The sequence below is a fragment of the Hymenobacter telluris genome (assembly GCF_017313265.1).
Lineage (GTDB): Bacteria > Bacteroidota > Bacteroidia > Cytophagales > Hymenobacteraceae > Hymenobacter > Hymenobacter telluris.
In genome coordinates this window covers 67,858-84,640 of the sequence record NZ_JAFLQZ010000021.1, presented here as the reverse complement: position 1 = coordinate 84,640, position 16,783 = coordinate 67,858, and the positions used below count along the sequence as shown (strand labels likewise).

Annotated in this window: 18 protein-coding genes; all 18 read right to left on the bottom strand. The window is 61.6% G+C overall.

Annotated elements, in window-relative coordinates; genetic code table 11:
* Positions 1-812, bottom strand: an 812-nt coding sequence (locus tag J0X19_RS22120; RefSeq protein WP_206986595.1) for a DUF6712 family protein, incomplete at its 3' end; no start/stop codon positions are given.
* Positions 793-2,178: a hypothetical protein gene (locus tag J0X19_RS22115; RefSeq protein ID WP_206986594.1), complete on the bottom strand. Its 1,386-nt coding sequence runs from the start codon at positions 2,176-2,178 to the stop codon at positions 793-795. The genes J0X19_RS22120 and J0X19_RS22115, both read right to left, overlap by 20 nt.
* Positions 2,178-2,513, bottom strand: a complete 336-nt coding sequence (locus J0X19_RS22110) for a hypothetical protein (RefSeq protein ID WP_206986593.1) — start codon at positions 2,511-2,513, stop codon at positions 2,178-2,180. The genes J0X19_RS22115 and J0X19_RS22110 overlap by 1 nt, the downstream gene beginning before the upstream one ends.
* Before the next feature lie 477 nt (positions 2,514-2,990).
* Positions 2,991-4,661: a hypothetical protein gene (locus J0X19_RS22105; RefSeq protein WP_206986592.1), complete on the bottom strand. Its 1,671-nt coding sequence runs from the start codon at positions 4,659-4,661 to the stop codon at positions 2,991-2,993.
* Entirely contained in the window at positions 4,648-5,334 is a 687-nt protein-coding gene (locus tag J0X19_RS22100; RefSeq protein ID WP_206986591.1) for a hypothetical protein, read from the bottom strand. The genes J0X19_RS22105 and J0X19_RS22100 overlap by 14 nt, the downstream gene beginning before the upstream one ends.
* Positions 5,312-6,598, bottom strand: coding sequence for a DNA modification methylase (locus tag J0X19_RS22095; RefSeq protein ID WP_206986590.1), 1,287 nt, complete (start codon positions 6,596-6,598; stop codon positions 5,312-5,314). Before J0X19_RS22095 ends, J0X19_RS22100 begins: the two co-directional genes overlap by 23 nt.
* Positions 6,591-7,205 (bottom strand): hypothetical protein, encoded by a 615-nt coding sequence (locus J0X19_RS22090; protein ID WP_206986589.1) that lies wholly within the window; start codon positions 7,203-7,205, stop codon positions 6,591-6,593. Before J0X19_RS22090 ends, J0X19_RS22095 begins: the two co-directional genes overlap by 8 nt.
* A gap of 117 nt (positions 7,206-7,322) precedes the next feature.
* On the bottom strand, positions 7,323-7,547 hold the full coding sequence (locus tag J0X19_RS22085) for a hypothetical protein (RefSeq protein ID WP_206986588.1): 225 nt from the start codon (positions 7,545-7,547) through the stop codon (positions 7,323-7,325).
* A gap of 2 nt (positions 7,548-7,549) precedes the next feature.
* Positions 7,550-8,089 (bottom strand): hypothetical protein, encoded by a 540-nt coding sequence (locus tag J0X19_RS22080; RefSeq protein ID WP_206986587.1) that lies wholly within the window; start codon positions 8,087-8,089, stop codon positions 7,550-7,552.
* A gap of 53 nt (positions 8,090-8,142) precedes the next feature.
* A complete protein-coding gene (locus J0X19_RS22075) occupies positions 8,143-8,517 on the bottom strand; it encodes an SH2 domain-containing protein (protein ID WP_206986586.1) in 375 nt (124 codons plus the stop codon).
* Positions 8,518-8,602: 85 nt separating this feature from the next.
* Complete coding sequence (locus tag J0X19_RS22070; RefSeq protein WP_206986585.1) at positions 8,603-9,589, bottom strand: hypothetical protein; 987 nt, start codon at positions 9,587-9,589, stop codon at positions 8,603-8,605.
* A gap of 62 nt (positions 9,590-9,651) precedes the next feature.
* The gene (locus J0X19_RS25055; RefSeq protein WP_206986584.1) at positions 9,652-11,142 is read right to left on the bottom strand and encodes a S49 family peptidase; all 1,491 of its coding nucleotides are present in this window, start codon (positions 11,140-11,142) and stop codon (positions 9,652-9,654) included.
* A gap of 203 nt (positions 11,143-11,345) precedes the next feature.
* The gene (locus tag J0X19_RS22060) at positions 11,346-14,132 is read right to left on the bottom strand and encodes a fibronectin type III domain-containing protein (protein ID WP_206986583.1); all 2,787 of its coding nucleotides are present in this window, start codon (positions 14,130-14,132) and stop codon (positions 11,346-11,348) included.
* A 116-nt stretch (positions 14,133-14,248) separates the two neighbouring features.
* A complete protein-coding gene (locus J0X19_RS22055; protein ID WP_206986582.1) occupies positions 14,249-14,938 on the bottom strand; it encodes a hypothetical protein in 690 nt (229 codons plus the stop codon).
* Between the two features lie 3 nt (positions 14,939-14,941).
* Positions 14,942-15,544: a hypothetical protein gene (locus J0X19_RS22050; RefSeq protein ID WP_206986581.1), complete on the bottom strand. Its 603-nt coding sequence runs from the start codon at positions 15,542-15,544 to the stop codon at positions 14,942-14,944.
* A gap of 328 nt (positions 15,545-15,872) precedes the next feature.
* Positions 15,873-16,055 carry a hypothetical protein gene (locus tag J0X19_RS22045; RefSeq protein ID WP_206986580.1) on the bottom strand — a complete coding sequence of 61 codons (183 nt, stop codon included), beginning with the start codon at positions 16,053-16,055 and terminating at the stop codon, positions 15,873-15,875.
* Positions 16,055-16,381: a hypothetical protein gene (locus J0X19_RS22040; RefSeq protein WP_206986579.1), complete on the bottom strand. Its 327-nt coding sequence runs from the start codon at positions 16,379-16,381 to the stop codon at positions 16,055-16,057. The genes J0X19_RS22045 and J0X19_RS22040 overlap by 1 nt, the downstream gene beginning before the upstream one ends.
* An 11-nt stretch (positions 16,382-16,392) precedes the next feature.
* Positions 16,393-16,782 carry a hypothetical protein gene (locus J0X19_RS22035; protein WP_206986578.1) on the bottom strand — a complete coding sequence of 130 codons (390 nt, stop codon included), beginning with the start codon at positions 16,780-16,782 and terminating at the stop codon, positions 16,393-16,395.
* Between the last annotated feature and the right edge of the window lies 1 nt (position 16,783).

Genomic DNA, 16,783 nt, shown 5'->3' with positions numbered 1-16,783 from the left:
TTGCTGTTGTCGGCGTCGACGCGGCTAATCATGAGCTCGATGCCGTCGCCAGTCAGGCGCAGGCCCAACTCGGGCACCGCCCTGGCCAGCGTGCTGCTGGCCAGGGCCGGCCGGATGAACAGGGCGAGCAACTCCTCGTTCTCGGCCGTCACGGTGCGGGTGCGCACCTGCTCGCGCAACTCCTGCAGGAAGTCGTAGCCCAGCTGCGGCTCCAGCACGAACAACTCCTGCCGGCTGATCAGCGGCTTGAGGGCCTCAAATACCGGCCACGAGGCGCCGATGTTCTCGAACCGGCTGAACTCGTCGGCTGAGGTGAGCAGCTGGCGGCGGTGGTGCTGGCCGGCGCCGGTGGCCCACTGCTGCAGGGGCCCGGCCTCGGCATCCGGGTGGTGCTCCTCAAGCCAGCGCAGCAGCACGACCATATCCGAATAACCCTTGCGTAGCAGCGTCTTGCTCAGGCTGCTAATCTGCCACTGGAACGCCGTTTTGTGCGAGGTGGTACCGGCCATGATGTGGATGCCAGTGTTGCTGATGCTGATCTGCAACTCGTCCAGGCAGCCGCCCACGCTCAGCCGGGCCAGCGGCGCCTGCACCCGGCGTAGCAGCTCACCGGCCGGCGTGTCGTCGGCGGCCGTCAGCCCCCCGGCGTACTGCTCGTCCAGCCAGTGCAGCAGTTCGGCCCCGAGCACGGGCAGCAGCAGCGCGCCGCGCAGGCGCTCTTCTTCCCGGTACACGGCCTCGGGCACGTCGTTGACGTCGATAGTCACGTAGCGGCGCAGTTCGTCGGGGGTTCTAAGCAGGGTCTGCAGCATCGTTCTGACCGCCCGCGGCGGTGTTTTTGTTGGCGTTGGACAAGTCGGCCGTTTGCGACAACGGGTTGAGGAAGCGGAATTCGAGGTCGGCCGGCCAGCCGTTGTAGTCGCGCACCAGATACAGGGGCTCGAGAATCAAATCCTGGTGGAAGCGGTGGGTGCTGATGAAGTTGTTGAAGGCCACGCGCTTGTCGGAGCCGCTGCCGGCGCCCATGCCCTTGCCGGGGCTGATGCCCACCAGCGTCGGGTCCACCGAGAGGGCGGTGTAGATGTGGCTGCTGGCTTCCTGTGAGTCCTCGATGTGCAGGCCCGACTTAAGTTTGTCGTCGATGGCCGTCACGTTGAAGGCCTTGATTTGCTCGCCGGTGCGCGGGTCGGTAATGGTCAGCGACATGATGGACTTGCCGGCGCCCTGGGTGCCGGTCATCGTGGCCTCGAAGGCGGCCAGCTCGTCGGCAATAAGCTGCCGGCGCACCTCGGTGAGCTTGGTATCCCAGTCCGGATACTTCCACTTCCAGTAGCCCTCGTGCGTCTCAATCAGGTACTTGACGCTGATTTGATTTTTGAACAGGGCGGCCTTGAACTCGGGAATGGCTTGCGCCACCTCCAGCCAGCCCGAGCGGCGGATGCTGTTCCACGAGGCTAGCTGGTAGAGCGACTTGCCGGGCGAGGGCAAGGCCAGCGGGTAGATGTGCTTGAAGCCCCGCGTATCGGCCCGGAGCGCCTCCACCGGGTCGTAGTAGGGGTCGAGCACCGGCACGCTGGTCGTGTACTCGTCGCCGGGCTTGGCGTCGGGCCAGTTCGCGGAAATGTGGCACCAGTCCGGTACCGGCTGGCTGGCCCTAGGCACCGAATAGCGGCAGAAGGCCGTGTCCTGGGTGGTGAGGGTGGTAATCTTGCTCTTGTTGAGGCTCTGAATCAGTTCCGGGTAGCTCTGCGCAAACCAGAACAGGTTTTGCAGGCCCTCAAACGCGTACCGCTTGATGTTGCTGCGCCGGAAAAAGGCCTCCACGTCGGGCAATCTTTCGCGCTGAAACTGCTCGTTGCCGTCTTGGTCGTAGCCCGTGACGCGCCCGTACACCGGCCCGCCGCCGTACACGGCGCGGGTTTTCCAGTCCAGCACCGAAGGGATGATGGTGCTCTTTTCGGCCTGGGCAATGACCTGCTGCGGGAAGTCGTTGTTGGGCCCCCACAGGGCCACGTCGCCGGTTTCGCCCTTGAGTACCGGCGAGCTGGGCGCGGCGCCATCTTTAGTGGCTGCGCTGCCGCCACTGGCGCCCGCGGCCGCCATGGCGCCGCCGAGGCTGAACACCGAGCCATTCAGATAGGCCACGTTGCCGGCCGAGTTGAATAGAATCTTTTTCATTAGATGATGACTTTGCGGCCGGCCACGGCCACGAGCAGGTAGATGTGCACCTTGACCAGGTTGCCGGTGGTGGTGTCCACCAGGTTGCGGGTAGCGTTGGCGAAATGAGCGGGCGACTTGGTCAGGCGGGCGGGCGTTTTCTCCCCGGTCGGCAGCGGCGCTAACTTCTCAGCGGCCTGGCGCTTGCCTGAGCCGAGCCGGGCGGCCTTCAGTTCGCGGAACTCGCCGCCCGTGTGGCGGCGCCGGTCGCAGGTGACGAAGCGCACCGACACCGGGGCGCCGCCTTCCAGCAGAGCCAGCGCATCTTTTAAGCGAATAGGGGCGGGGGTTTCCATGCCGCAAAACTGCCGCGCATAGCTACCCGCAAAAAGGACACAAAACTGCCCGCACGGCCCCCAAATGGCACAAAAAGCCAATCTCACTGCGTTTTGCCCTCCCGCGCTGCAAACCGCGTTTTTTGGCTGTCTGAGGGTTTCACAGTCTCACCCGTCTAGCTGTGTGCCCCGGCTTGCACTGTCGCCGGCCGGCAGCTGCCGGGGGCTGCCTCGGTGATATCTGTGGGGCGGGTGGGCGGGGGACGTGTCGATAAAAGGACTCGGAATCAACACGTCGACGCGACGTGTCGACGACGTGTACACTTGAAACTACCGCGGGCTGCCTCGGTGGTCTTATGTAATCGTTATGTGATTGAATGCAATAAAAAGCCCCAATGCATGCTGCATTGGGGCTTTGCTTATGTAATCGTTATGTAACCGACATCAATGTCGGTCAGTGGGTCAGTATGGTGACAGCGTCATGTCACTACAATGTCACTACACGACAATTAGTTGACTGAAGTCGGGCTGGGTCATCACCACGTCGGTACCCATGTAGAGCATGTGCAGGTCCACGGTATCGGTGAAGTGGGTGGCGTGCTCCTGGGGGAAGCTCTCGTTGTGCTCACTATTCTTGATCTTACTGATGTTGCCCTTGGTGTCCTGTCCCACCGGGGCCAGCAGCATGGCCTGCACCACATCCTTGGTGTTGACCTTGTTGAAGCGCATCTTCCACTGCCGCGGGTCCTTCTCGGCCAGGATCTCCTGCCCTACAACGTAACGGGTCGGGTGCCCTGGTACACGCCCCAGGTTGGCCTTGGTCACGCGCCAGCCCCGACTCTGGAGCACCTTGATGAAGGTCTCATTTAGGGTCCAGGGGCTGTTGGGGTTGCGGTTGTTGCCCCACTCGGCATCCTCCAGGAAGATGAGTTCCTTGCGCAGATGGTGCTGATAGTAATCACAGAACGCGTTAGCCAGGTCACTGACCAGCTTGGGATGCTTGACGTACATGCCCTTCAGCATCCGATACTCGCGCACGTCGGCGTGCTTCTGGCCCAGCGTGAGCACCGATATCTTGCCGCCCCAGTCCACGGCCCCGACCAGGGGCAAGTGGCTACGGCAGTCGCTATCCATGCGGCTGTCGGGGTTATCGTGTAGGGCCGTCAGCTTCTTGACGTTATACTCCAGCCCCAGCACAAAATCGTCATTATCGGCCGCGACGACGTGGCGGGCCTGATTGAGCTGCGGGTAAAACCCGCCCTCTACCGTCGTGGGCCGCCGATTCATCATCTCCACCATAAAGGTGAAGTCGGTCATGAAGCGGCGCTGGTCAATCAGGTACTGCAGGCCCAGGTTCTGGATATTGTCAAACGCGTTAGCCTCCGAGTAGAACGTGCCCTTATTAGCCGAGGATGGATAATAGCGAATCTCCAGCATCAGCTTGACCACTTCCTCCCGCCAGATGTGCAGGCGCTCCTCGTCGGTTTCGGCGTCGATGAAGCGCACCTGGGCCGCAATCAGCGCGTTTTGCCGCTCGGTGAGGTCAATCCCACTGTTTTCGTAGTATTTCGACTTCTCCAGCAGCCAGCGGCCCTGGTCGCCCCAGGGCATACTGGAAAACAGGAACACGCCGTGGTGCTTGGGGTTTTTGCCGAAATACTGGCCGTTGCCGCGGTTGGTGGCCGATAAGTCGGCATCGAGCTTCTCCTTGTTGAAGAGCAAGGCCTCGTCGCCGATAAAGCCGTCCACGTTCAGGCCACGGCTTGCCGAACCACCCGCATCGAGCGACACCAGGTGAAACCCGGTGCCGTTCTTGAAAATGATGAAGTGGTCATACTTGAGCGGGCCCTGGATGGGGCGCTCGAACAGTTTAGACGGTGGCGGGGTGCGGCCGACGTAGAAGTCGCGGTTCAACTTGTAGCCCAGCGCCTCCAGGCCCGCAATCGTCGAGGGCAGCGTGCGGGTGAGCACCTGCTTATAGGTCGAGCCGACAATGACCCAGCAGCTGCGGGGCATCGTCTTCACGATTTCGTGAATATCCCAGGAGATGACCGTGGACTTGCCCGTGCCGCGGCCCCAGATGCTGACGCCCTCCTTCTTGCCCTTGGCCGTGATGTAGCGCAGCTGCGGCTGGTTGAACTTGAGCTTGATCTGATCAACTATTACCACTGCCCGCGCCCTCCTCGCGCCGCTCCAGCAGCATGGCCTGCATCTGGTCACCGCCAAACACGCTCTGCTGCACGGCCTCCTGGATTAACTCGTAATCGGCGTCCTGCACGTCGTTGAGGTTGCTCAAATCAATGGTGCGCGGCTTGCGGCCCTCCACCGTCAGGTTGATGACGTAGGAGGTGTTGCCCGAGCCGACGCCCGCTTCTTCCTCGCCCGAATCGGCCCGCATGAGGCCGGCGATGTTGGCCTCGAACTTCATCGCGGCCAGCGCCTTGCCCAGGTCCGGTGGGCGCTGGGTGAGGGCCAGTTGCAGAATCTTGCGGGCAAACTCCAGCAGGATGGCTTTGCGGCCTTCCTTGCGCACTTTTTTCAAGTCGCCCATCAGGTTCTGGGCATCGGCCAGGCGTCGGTAGCACGTCGCGCGACTGATACCAAACTGCTTGGCCAGCAACGGCCAGGCCTGGTCGAAGGTGTGGTAGTTGCTCAGCAGGGCGTAGGCCGACTCCAGCTGCTGGTTGAACAGCTGGTCGGCGTCCGATAGCCCCTTCACGCCTGGGCCTTCGCCGTTGGCCTCCGCGATGCTGGCCGCGTAGATGCGCTCGACGGCCGTGGACTTGTGCAGCACCACGTCCGAGGCGCCGGGCAGGTCTTTAGGCTGCAGCTGCGTGGACATACGCGTCGAGTTGCGCTTCGGTAAGTTCCTCGCCGTTGCGGGTGATGGTGAAGCGGCGCTGGTTGTCGCGCATGAACTTGATGTAGCGCCGCACGTCCACATCGACATAAGCTGGATCCAGCTCTACCACATGCGCCTCCCGATCCAGCTTCTCGCAGGCAATGAGCAGCGACCCAGAGCCGCTGAAGCCATCGAACACCACGTCGCCGGGCTTGCTGGAGCACTCCAATTGGTATTCGAGAATATCCAGCGGCTTCATGGTCGGGTGCTCGGCATTGCGCTGGGGGCGGTCAAATTTGAGCACGGTGCTTTGGCTGCGGTCGGAATACCACTTGTGGGCCGCACCTTCCTTCCAGCCGTACAAAATGGGCTCATGCTGCCAGTGAAAGTCCTGGCGGCCCATCACGAACTGCTGCTTCACCCACACCAAACATTGGGAAAGTTTAAGTCCAGCATCCTGAAGTGCTACGCGAAAATTGGCACCCTCACTATCAGCATGGAACACGTAGATGGGCGCGCCCGGCTTCATGAAGGTGAAGCAGTTAGTGTAGTAGTCGTAGAGAAACTGCCGAAACGAAGCATCGTCCATGCTGTCGTTTTGGATCTTGAGGGCATCCTTGGTTTTGCCCTGGTAGTTGACGTTGTAGGGCGGGTCGGTATTCACCAGGTCGATGAGCTTGCCGGCCAGGGCGGTGGCCACGACGTCGGAATCCGTGGACGAGCCGCACACGAGCACGTGCTGCAGGCCGCGGGCATCGCTGCTCAACTCGTACACGTCGCCCAGCACCGAAATGGGCGTGGCAGGCGGCGCCGGGTCGAATTCCTCTTCTTCAGCCGGCTGTAACGGCAGGGCCGACAACTCGGCCAGCGTATCGAGCATGGGCGCGTCCAGGATGCTGCCCAGATCGAGGTGGGCGAAGTTTTCGAGCAGGCTCTCATAGTCCCAGGTGCCGGCACCGACGTTGCTGGTGACGTTGTATTCGTCGAGTTCATCCTTGGTGAGCTGCCGGTTGGGCACGCGCACGTCGATGAGTTCCTCGCCGCGGCCCAGATCCACGAGCACAGCCAGGCGCTGGTGGCCGGCCAGCACGACGTTATCGAGGTTGATGGCCGGAATTTCGGCCAAGTTGAACTTCTGGATACTACGCGTCAGGCGGGCCCGGCCCTCCTCGGTCAGCGTGCGGGGGTTGTAGCTCAGGGGCACCAGTTCGCGCACTTGGCGCTGTTGGGTGGTCCAGGATAAGGGCAGTAATTTTTCAGACACGGGGTACAGGCGTTAATTTTTCTCGGATTAAATGGATATCGGCCTCCAGGCCCGGTAGCTCCGCAGCCCGCTCCGGGCGACGGCGCACCTTGGCGCGCAGGCTGATGAGGTTGTCGAGGCGGCGGCGCAACTCGCCGGCCTCCTCCACGTCGGCCAGGGCCAGTGGGCCGGGCAGGCGGCCGTGCGTGAGCACGTGGGCCTCGGCCGAGAGCAGCTGCACCACCTGGTCGGTGAGCAGGCAGATGCGCAGGGCCATCTTGCCCCGGTCTTTCTGGCTGAGGCGTGGGGCCGACAACTGCGCATGCAGCAAGCTCCGCTCGTCACGGCAGGCCTTCAGCTGCTCACGCAGGGGCAGCAGCAAGGGCGAGGCCGTGTGGGTTGGCACCAGAGCAGCGGGAGGGGTTGGCACTGTTTCCTGCACAATAGCCGTTTCCAAGGCTATAGCCGGCATTGCGGTTGGTACTATGGTTAGCGCCTTCAGCTCACGCGCCAGCACTTGGCGGCTGTAGCTGGTCTCACCCAGGGCAAACAACTGCTGGTACACGTCGCTGCCCCCTAACTGCTTGTGCAGGGCCACGCCAGCCGCGAAAGAAGTCGGCAGGCTCATGCGGGCTTGATTAGGGTTTTCATGCCCCAAAACTGCCAAGGCCTACCTCGGTGAAAAAGGACGCAAAAAAGGCCCGAACCACTCGGGTTCGGGCCTTTTTCTCCTGGTTCACCAGTTCTACTCTTCGGTTGTTTTCTGCGCGGCTGGGGCCCAGCGCTTGCGCTTGGCCACCAGGTAGGTGAACTTCGGATCCTGCACCAGCACATCGGCCTCCTCAAGCGTAAGCGTGCGAAGGTCAATGGTGCGGCCCAGGCGCTGGATCTCGATACGCGTGGGGGTTATAGTGGCCCGGTATTTCTCTGCCACTTCGGGCCGCAGCCGGTGCATTTCCTGCTTGGCCATGGTTAGGCGGCAGGTTTTTCTAGCACGTCGCCCTCGTAGAGCTTGATGCCGATGGCGTAGCACTCGCCCTTGAGGGTGATGCCGCGGCGGCCACCCGAGAGCTTGCCCGAGCCGTACGACACGGCCAGCTCTACCGGCAGGCCCTGTGCGCCCACCTGGATGTATTTGCCATCGGCATCGGGCACGAGCATGATGCCGTCCACGTTCTTGACGATGTTGGCCATCTCCAGAGCCTCGGCCTTGTTGCCGGGGTGAAAGCCGTCGAACGTGAGTTTCTGGCCGCGGCCGTCCCGCTCGCCTACCACTTCGCCCTTCAGCTCATTCGAGTCGAGGGTGATATAGAAGCGCAGGAAGCCTTTGCCGGGCTTGAACGCGTGATTATCAGCAATAACAGCTGAAGCACCCGCAGCACCCGTACCGTCGTACTTGGGGGCCTTGGCAATGGTGGTGAACCAGGATGTTGGCGCCCACAGGATGTAGCCAAGCAGGCCGGGCGTATTGTCGGCACCTTCCAGGCCACCGAGGTGAGTTAAACTCGACAAATCCATTGGATAGGGTCGTTATAGAGTGACTAGATTGATTGACTACTGGAGGCTTAAGCCTGCGCTTCGGCGGAGGCTTCTTCCTTGGTGATGAGTTGCAGCACGCCGCTTTCCGACTCCACCAAATACTTGATGACGTCCGCTTGCTCCTTCAACTCGGTGCCCTTAATGGTCACCCCTTTGTAGTCGAACTGCTTGGCCAGCACGCGGTAGTGCTTACTGTCGTGGGTCACCACCGGGCGGCCTTCCGCGGCGCCGGCTTCAGCGGCCTGCAGCTGCTCGGCCTGGCCGACGATGATGGTGTCTTTGGCAGCAATTTCAGCCTCCAGACGGGCTATTTTCTGCTCGGGGGTTTCGTTTGCTGGCGCCGCAGTGGCGGCAGGCGTGGGGGTAGTGGCGGGCGTGGTAGCCGCGTTTTGCTTAGCCATGGCTAGTAAATCTTGCTATTGAAATGGAGGAGGTAAGCGAAACCCGCTCCGGTCTTCGGAGCGGGTTGGCTTGTTACAGGCTAGACTAGACCAAGTCTTTGTCGTTGGTAAACACGGCCTCGGGCAGCAGGAAGCCCACGCCTTTCCAGAAGTCGGTGTAGAGCTTCACCTTGCGGTCCACGTTCTCGATCTGGAACTGGGTCATGTTCTGGCTCTTCTTGGCCAGGCGCTTGGCGTTGGCTGGGGGAGTCATCCAGATCTTCTCCGAGTTGCCCATCGACGGCAGGCCCACCACTTGCTGCTTGGCGTGCTGGATCGGAATAGCCGTCAGCGTGCCCCCCGTCAGGTCGGGCGTAATCGGGGCCTCAATGGCCTGCGTGTGCAACGAGTACTTCTTGGCGCGGCCGATGGCATAGCGCAGGGCGAAGTCCTCGTTCATGGCTAGGTTCATGAACACACTGCGATAACGCTTGTTGGTGGCGTACACGAAAGCCTCCACGTACTCGCAGAAGGCCACCGGGTCGGTCGGGATGGCGCCCAACACTTGCGGGGTGATGCGGCCGGCCGAGGTGTGGTCGTTCAGGATCTTGCGGATACCATCCATGGCGGTACCAGCAGGACCAGCCACGTCTTTCGTTGGCTCTACACGCACGCCCATGTAGATTTCGTTCAGTTCGTAATCCTCCTCCACTTGCGGGATGAGGTGCACTTCCATGAACCAACGCACGAAGGGCCACTCAGTGCGCTTGAGGCTGGCGTCGGCCAGGAAGCCCAACCAGGTGGCTTCCAGGTCGTCGGGAGTTTCCTCCACGTCGGCCTTCATTTTGAACTGCTTGATGGTGATGGGCGTGGCCGTGAAGGCGCCCTTCGGGGTCCAGCCTTTCTGGAAGGGCTGCAAAATGGTGCCCAGCACCGTCTTAGCGGCTTGGTACACGGTGTCGTCCGTCACCAGGGACGAGAACAACTGCTCGGTTACGCCGCGGCGGAACAACAACTGCACCAGGCGCGTGGCGTTCTGGCCGTTGTTGAGGTAATAGGCACCGAACTCAGCAATGATGGCTGCGATAGTCATCGGATGGGGATATAAAAAAATGGAAAAATGAAGGCTATAGAGGCGCCGGGCGCCGCGGCGGCCTAGTTGAAAAGCGGGTTGTTGTCGAGGGCCTTGTTGTGCGGCAAGTCGGCCAGGATCTGGGCCGTCGACTTAGTGTCGCCCTCTTCCTCCACGTCGTTTTTCTCGGCCGACTTGCGGGCGAACGTGGGGGTGGCACCGGAGAGGTTGCCCAGGCGCGTGGCTTCCGCCTCCGCGTCCTCTGCGCGCTTAGTGGCGGCCTCTAAGTCCTTGGTGAGCTGCTCGTTGCTGGCTTTAGAGTCCGAGGCCTCCTGGCGTACCGTGGCCAACTCGTCGGTGGCGGTTTTGGTGGCCGCCTTGGCGTCGGTGGCTTCTTTTTCGGCGGCATCAACGCGGGCTCCCTTGGCCTCCAGATCGGTGAAGGCGGCCTCGGTGATGAGTTTGGCGCCGGTGATGTTGGCAGCCTCCAGCTCGGTGTTAGCGGCGGCGGCTTCCTCAGCCGACACGGTTTGTTTGGCAACGAGGGCCACCATGGCGGCGCCCAGCGTCAGCGTTTTCTTGTTGAAAAGCGACATGGTATTGGTAGAATTAGAGGATGTGGTGGCGTTTTTAGCAGCACTGCCGCCAGAAGTGGCAGCTTCTTCGGCCAGCTGCTGGGCCAGGGCCACGGCGTCCTCGAAGGAGCCCATCTGGTCGGCCAGGCCGTTGCTCACGTTGGCCTCCCCGATGTAGACCATGCCCGAGAGTAGCTCTTTCTCCTGCTGGGCATCGAGCTTGCCGGCGCGGTTTTCGCGCACCGTGCTCAGGAATACCTCGTTCAGCGGGTCGAGCAGCTGCGCCCGGATCGGCTTGTAGTTGCCCTTCTGGGCCTCGGAGAAGGCCGCATTCTTGTTGGTGGAGGCCGTGGCGTTGATGACGTGGTCCTCGATGCCGAGCCGGGCGTTGGCCTTGCTGTAGTCGCGGAAGCTGACCATGGTACCGATGCTGCCAATCATGGCTGTGCGGCCGTTCACAACGATGGCATTGGCGCCCGAGCCGGCCCAATAGCCGGCCGAGCACATCTGCGTGGCGTGGCTCACAAACGGCTTCTGAGTACCGGCGATGATGCCGGCGAAGCTCTCCAGGCCCATGGTTGAGCCACCGGGCGTGTTAAATCGGCCCACGTGGGCGATAATGTTCTCGTGGGCGTCGGCCTCCCGGATGAGCTGGCCGAGCGAGGCCGTGCCCAAACTCCAGCACGTGTCGGCCTCCATCATCACGCCCTCGATGGTGTACACGGCAATGGAGCCCGCCGGCACCTCGTCCAGGCCCTCGTAGCTGAGCACGCCGGATTCGGCGAACGGCGTGATGGCCAGGAACGACTTGGTCGGTGGGGCCACCTCTAGTTCCACGCCAGCGGCCATCCAGTCGGCGGCCCGGAACTTGCCCTCGCGCATCTGCTCGGCCAGGGGCAGGTAGTTTTGAATGGCACTGGCTTCCAGCAGGAAGTAGCCATTGAGCACCGCAAAGAGTAAGGCGTTGACGCGCATCAGTTCTGGTAAGAAGTGATGCAAAGCTGCCGGCGCCGCGGCCCGGCAAAAAGGACAAAAAAAACCCCCTCCTTGGGTAAGGAGGGGGGGGCTGCTTGCTTCAGTGCTAGTAGTTACAGGGTGTTCCAAATAGCATCTGCTATAGCCTGCATATCTACGTCATTCGGATGCGAGGCCACCGCGCTGCTCTGGAATTGACCGACCGCAGTATTCTGAACCCTATCGGTTTAGGCATTGCGGAAGGCAAAACTATCCATGACCACATATTCTGGCGTGTCGTCTCGTTTCTGAATAATCAGGTCATAATCCCCGACGGCTAAGACATCTGTGATGAACGTCGGGCGGTCCAATGAGGCGGCTAACATCGGGCCATTCTGCGAAAACTCGAATAGGTACTTGACGACTCCCGATTGCAGAAAATCTATCCGCGTCCACCCCAAGCCGGTGTTTTGGTTGGCGAAGACATGCAGCCGCTGGGGGCTGGTAATGCGCACCTTTTTCGTTGCCCACTGCCCAAACAGGTTAGAGAAGTGCACATATCCGTTGAGGGCATCCGGGTCGGCGGTACGCGACCAGGCCGGGGCGTTGCCGTTGGCCAGATGGTCGAGGCTATCGTGGTTGAATTCCAGCGGCGCGACAAACCCGGCAAAGGAAGTGAGGGTGAAGCCCGCTTTGCTGGCCGTACCGTTGTCAGTGGTGACATACACTGTGGCAGTGGCCGGCGTTCCGACGGGCACCTTTACCCGTATTTCAATATCCGATAGCACGGACACTTCAGGGGCCGCTACGCTGTTGAAGCGCACGGTCGAATTGGCCTTGAAGTTGGTGCCGAGCAAGGTAATGTAGGAACCGATGCCACCACTACCAGGGCTAAGCGTGGTCAGCGTGGGCGCTAGTCCTGCCTTCAGGGCGTTATAGATGCGCGGGCCGCGTAGCAGCGTTTCATCCTGGGTGAAGTGCGTGCCATCGAAAATGAAGTCTGGGTTAGGACGCACCAGGATAGCCCGGTTATCACCCAGCACGTACTTGATCTGCTCCCCGGCTATGACAGTATCCTGGGGCCGCACTTTCAGTTCGACTACTTTGATCGGTGTCTGCGGCGCGAAAAGCTGCTGCTCCGCCTTGCCCCAACTCGTGCGGTAATCAGCAAGGAAATTCAGGTTGCCATCGTTGGAGTCCTGCTCACCAATCTCTGAGAAAGCGACTCGGATGGTGTACGTGCAGTCATTGGCCGCTGCCCAGGTCTTATAGCCGTTCCACTGCTCCAGCAGCTGGTCGAACAGGCCCCCCGCTTTGTTCCAGTTGAACAGGTTAGCGCCGTCGGAGTTGGCAACGCCCTCCACAAAAATCTTGATGATGTGTAGTTCCTTGCCTTCATTGGCTGGGTCCGCCAGCCAGGCAGGCACAAACGACATATCGGGGCCGAACGCAACCAAGGGGTAGCGCGCATCCCCGCCCATCAGCGCCCGCGTCAGTGCCTGATTGTGCCCACTGTTGTAGGGCACCAGGGCACCGCTGGGGTGGTAGTAAATGCCGACCCGCTCGTTCTGTGCCGTCAGATTAGCCGGCAATCCCACCGACTCGGAAGCCCCGCTGCCGTTGCTTTGGTTGAACACCAGCGCGTACACATCCGCGACGCGTGCGCCACCCGACGCAACAGGGGTTACCGTCACCGGATTCGAGGGCGCCCCCGTACCCGCACTGTTAGTAGCCGCCACCGTCAGTTCGTAGGCGGTATTGTTGGCCAGCCCGGATACAATAGCCGTCAGGTTGCCCGTGGTGCCAAACACCGAGTACGTGGTGGCACCAACGGGCCGGTAGCGCACCGTATAGCTGGTAATGGCCGCGCCATTGCTGGCTGGCACCACCCAGGTAAGCGTAACTGCGCCCGACCCTGCTTGCCCGGTAGGGGTGGCCACTTGCGCCGGGGCCGTGACCGGGCTGCCCGCCGTGGCCACGACGTGGCGCGAGGTGGAAATCTTGACGGTGCCCGCAGCATCCGTCACCGTATCGACCAGGTCGTACTCGCCGGCCGGCACGCTCTGCCACACGCCGCTGTACTGCGCCCCTACGGCCGCGCCGATGCCTACTACCACGCCGGTGCCACCGTTGGTGGCACTCACCTCGTGCGAGTAGGGCGCCACGCCGCCACTGGCCGCGGCCGAGAAGCTCAGGTTCTGGCCAGCCGTGACGGTGTTGCCACCAGGCAGCGTAAAAGCCACGGCCAACGGCGTGGGGGTGGGCGGCGTCACCACCGAGCCCATGGTGAAGGGCTGCGAGTACGCCGGCAGACTCTGCACCCGGTTCTGCTCCGGATTCGCTACCACGTACACCTCCACCTGGCCGGCCACGTTGCCCACGCTGATCAGCCCATCCGAGGAGACCAGCAGGCCGGTCTGTCCGTTGAAGTTGTAGCGCAGGTCGACGTAGGAGTAGTTGGGGTGGTAGACGCCCACGGTGTTGGCTACGTCGTCGAAGTTGGTCAGGCGCGGCGCGCTGGGCTGCACCTGGGGCGTGAGGGTAACGCTGGTAAAGACCGGCGAATAGGCCTTGTCGCTCTGCAAGCGGCCACCCGCGGCGCGCACGTAGCCCACGAGCTGGCCGGCAATATTGCCGGGCCGGATGACGCCGTCCGCCGGCACCTTCAGGCCCGTGCCGGCGCCGTTGGGCAAATCGTAGCGCAGGTCGACGGAGGAGTACTGCGGGTGCGAGAGCACGACCGTGTTGGCCGCATCGTCGAACAGACTGAACTCCGGCGCCTCCGGGGCGGCCACCACTTGCTTGGCCGTGAGCAGCTGCAGCACGAAGGCGTTCAGGGGCGCCTGGGCGCTGAACTCGGGATGCTTGCCGTACTGGTTTTCGAAGATGTGCTCGAACACCGCCCGCGGATCATCCGCGCCGAAGGTGTCGGCAATATCCTGGGCAAACTCGCGCAGGGCCGCCTCGTCAATAAGGAATAAATCGTTGTCTCGGAAGCGCAGGCGCCACTTCTCAACGAAGGCACTGTCAGTCATGGGATTGAACTTTTCACCGTGAAAAGCCCAAAGCTGACCTGCCCGTCTCCCTGCTAAAAGGACGAAAAAGGCCCACTCCAAGGGAGCAGGCCTGTTCGTCCACCGGTTTTCTTACCTCAGGAAATATAGTAGTTGAGCTTGAAGCCGGCGCGCAGCACCACGCTCTTGCCGGCCGGCACGATGGCCAGCAGGCGCCCGTCGTGGGTGCGCAGCTCCACGGTGCCCCCGGCGCCGGGCGTCAGGTCCAGGGCGCCTTCCAGCCCGCGGCCACTCACCGACCAGGTGCCAAGGTAGGGCCGGGCGCGGCGCACGGTCTCGCCCAGCAGCTGCCAGTCGTAGTTGTTGCGGGCGGTTTGGCTGCCGGCCGAGTAGGTGTCGGTCCAGGTCAGCGGCTCGGTGGGCGTGCCCACCAGCTGCACCTGCCCGTTCAGGTCGCGGTACAACGCCACGAAGCGCCCGCCCGCCATCGTCTCGATGCCGGCGGCCAGCGCCGCGGTGTGGCGGGCCAGTACGCCCTTGAGCTTCTGGGCAAACAAGTCGCCGTGGCGGCCCATCGGCTTGGGGGGCTGGTCGTAGCTCAAGGTGCCGCGGGTGCTCACCAGCTGGTACCACACCGCGCCCGGTGCCAGGTCGAGTTTACTGATGGTGAGCTCGCCCACGTGGGGCCAGGAGTTGAAGTTGCTTACGGGGGTGTACCACACCGCCTCCAGACCACCCAGGTTGTCGAGGGCTTCTTCGCGCTGCAGGTTGCGCAACCCGTACGGGTCGTAGCCGGCGACTGCTACTTGCTCGTTTCCAGTGGCCATTGCTTATACCTCTTCTTTCTTAAGTTGCTGACGCAGAGCGCGTATCTCGCTGTAGCGGGACAAATCAGCCGTTTTTTGGGACAAATCAGCTGATTTACGAGACAAATCAGCCGTTTTTTGGGACATTTTACCTACCGATTTAGGACCCTTTTTTTTCAGCACTGCTAGGTCCACATTGCGCTGGACGGCCTTGCGCAAGGTCTCGTACTGGATGTCTTCCTCGCGCAAATCGTAGCCGGCCATAAAATCGGTGATGACCTGCTTGATGGTGGTGCGTCGGTTCACAAATTGCCGCACCCAGGTGTACAGCTCTTCCTTGAGCCACTCGTCGCAGTAGTCGTTGAACTGGAAGATGGTGTAGTCGGTGAGTTCGGTCAACCCGTACTGGTGCACCGGGAAGTTGCGCAGGTCCAGCGCCAGCGCGCTGGTGCAGTCCTCACGGGAGCCGGCGTGGTGCAATTTGCCTTTCACCTGCCGGCGCATCAAATGAAACAGCATGCGGCCGAAGCGGCCACTGTTGCTGAGCACGTAGGCCTCAGTACCCAGGTGGACGTTTAAGTACTTCCGAACGTGCGGCTTAACGGGGAAATCAATGGTTTTCAGCATGCGGCCTGACGATGGAATAACGTGCCCATAACTCCGTCATGCTCCCGCGCCACGAGCGGCGCAGGCACTAGGTAAAGTTGCTTCATAGAATCGCGGAAAAAGGATAGTGTTCGCCCTGGCAATATCCACAATTTGCAACTTTGCTGCAAATGTTCAATTATGGCGAAACGCGCTTAAATCTGTGTTTTTCTCTGATTCTGCCCTTGGTTTTACACCTTTCGGCGGCGGGCTGCTAACTTTCCCGCTATCTGAGTTCAGTGTAATCGCGCTGGGCTAGTTCCTGCAGCGCGGCCGGCAGCACGGCAAGAGTGGTGCTGCGGGCCGTGAGCTAGTGGCGGCTCAGGTAGAAGGCCAGGGCCGGCGCCGTCCGGATGCAGGGGTTCACTTGGCGGCCGTCCTCGATGAGAGCCCAGCCTTCCTGCTCGCTCAGGTGCTCGAGCAGCAGGGGCCCGGCCGAAGCCGGGCCTTTAGGTTGCGGTGGGCGCGCGCCCAGGGGGCGGGGCGCTGCCATCAGTGGCTGAATAATTCGAGTTTCAGCGCCTCGATTTCAATTTCACTAATGGACTCTGGCCCATCCAGCAGCACGTGGAACACCTGCTGCGCGTGGTAGCTCTCGAACTTGCGCAGGGCCAAGCTCTGCTGTAGCGCATCCGGGCAGGGGATATCCATCTCCACCTGGGTGTCGACGTTATTGCGAAAAACGTGCGTGGTGATGCGCAGCACGGGTATTTTGATATCATTCTTGCAACTCTTGCACATGCAGGGCAGGCTGCCGGTTGCAGCCGTCACAAGTATCTGATGATTCATCACGTCGAATAGGCGGGCAAATGGGAGCATGCGGAAGGCGTTTAGTATAGTTGGAAATGGGTGGTTAGATTGTGAGCCTTCTTATTCACCTTTCCCAGGATGGAATAAAGAGGGTATTTTAGTGCATCCGGGGCTGTTAGCTCGTCTGCCACGAACAGCGCATTGAGTTGCAGGAGTTCATCCATTTCAAGGCGCCATTTACGGCCCTTCAGCCGGCGGTCTTTGGTGCGGGGCCACGGGCCTGCGAGCAGCCGGGTGAGGCGCTCGAGCACGCGCTGGGTCGGGCGGATGCTCATCACTTCGGGCAGGTGGAGCGGCCGGAAGCTACTGGCCCACACCAGGTGCTGGTGATAGATCCGGATGGAGTGGCAGAGTGCATTCGCTTCGTCCTGGTGCAGCTCTACCAGCTGGTCGTGCCGGCGCAAGTCCATC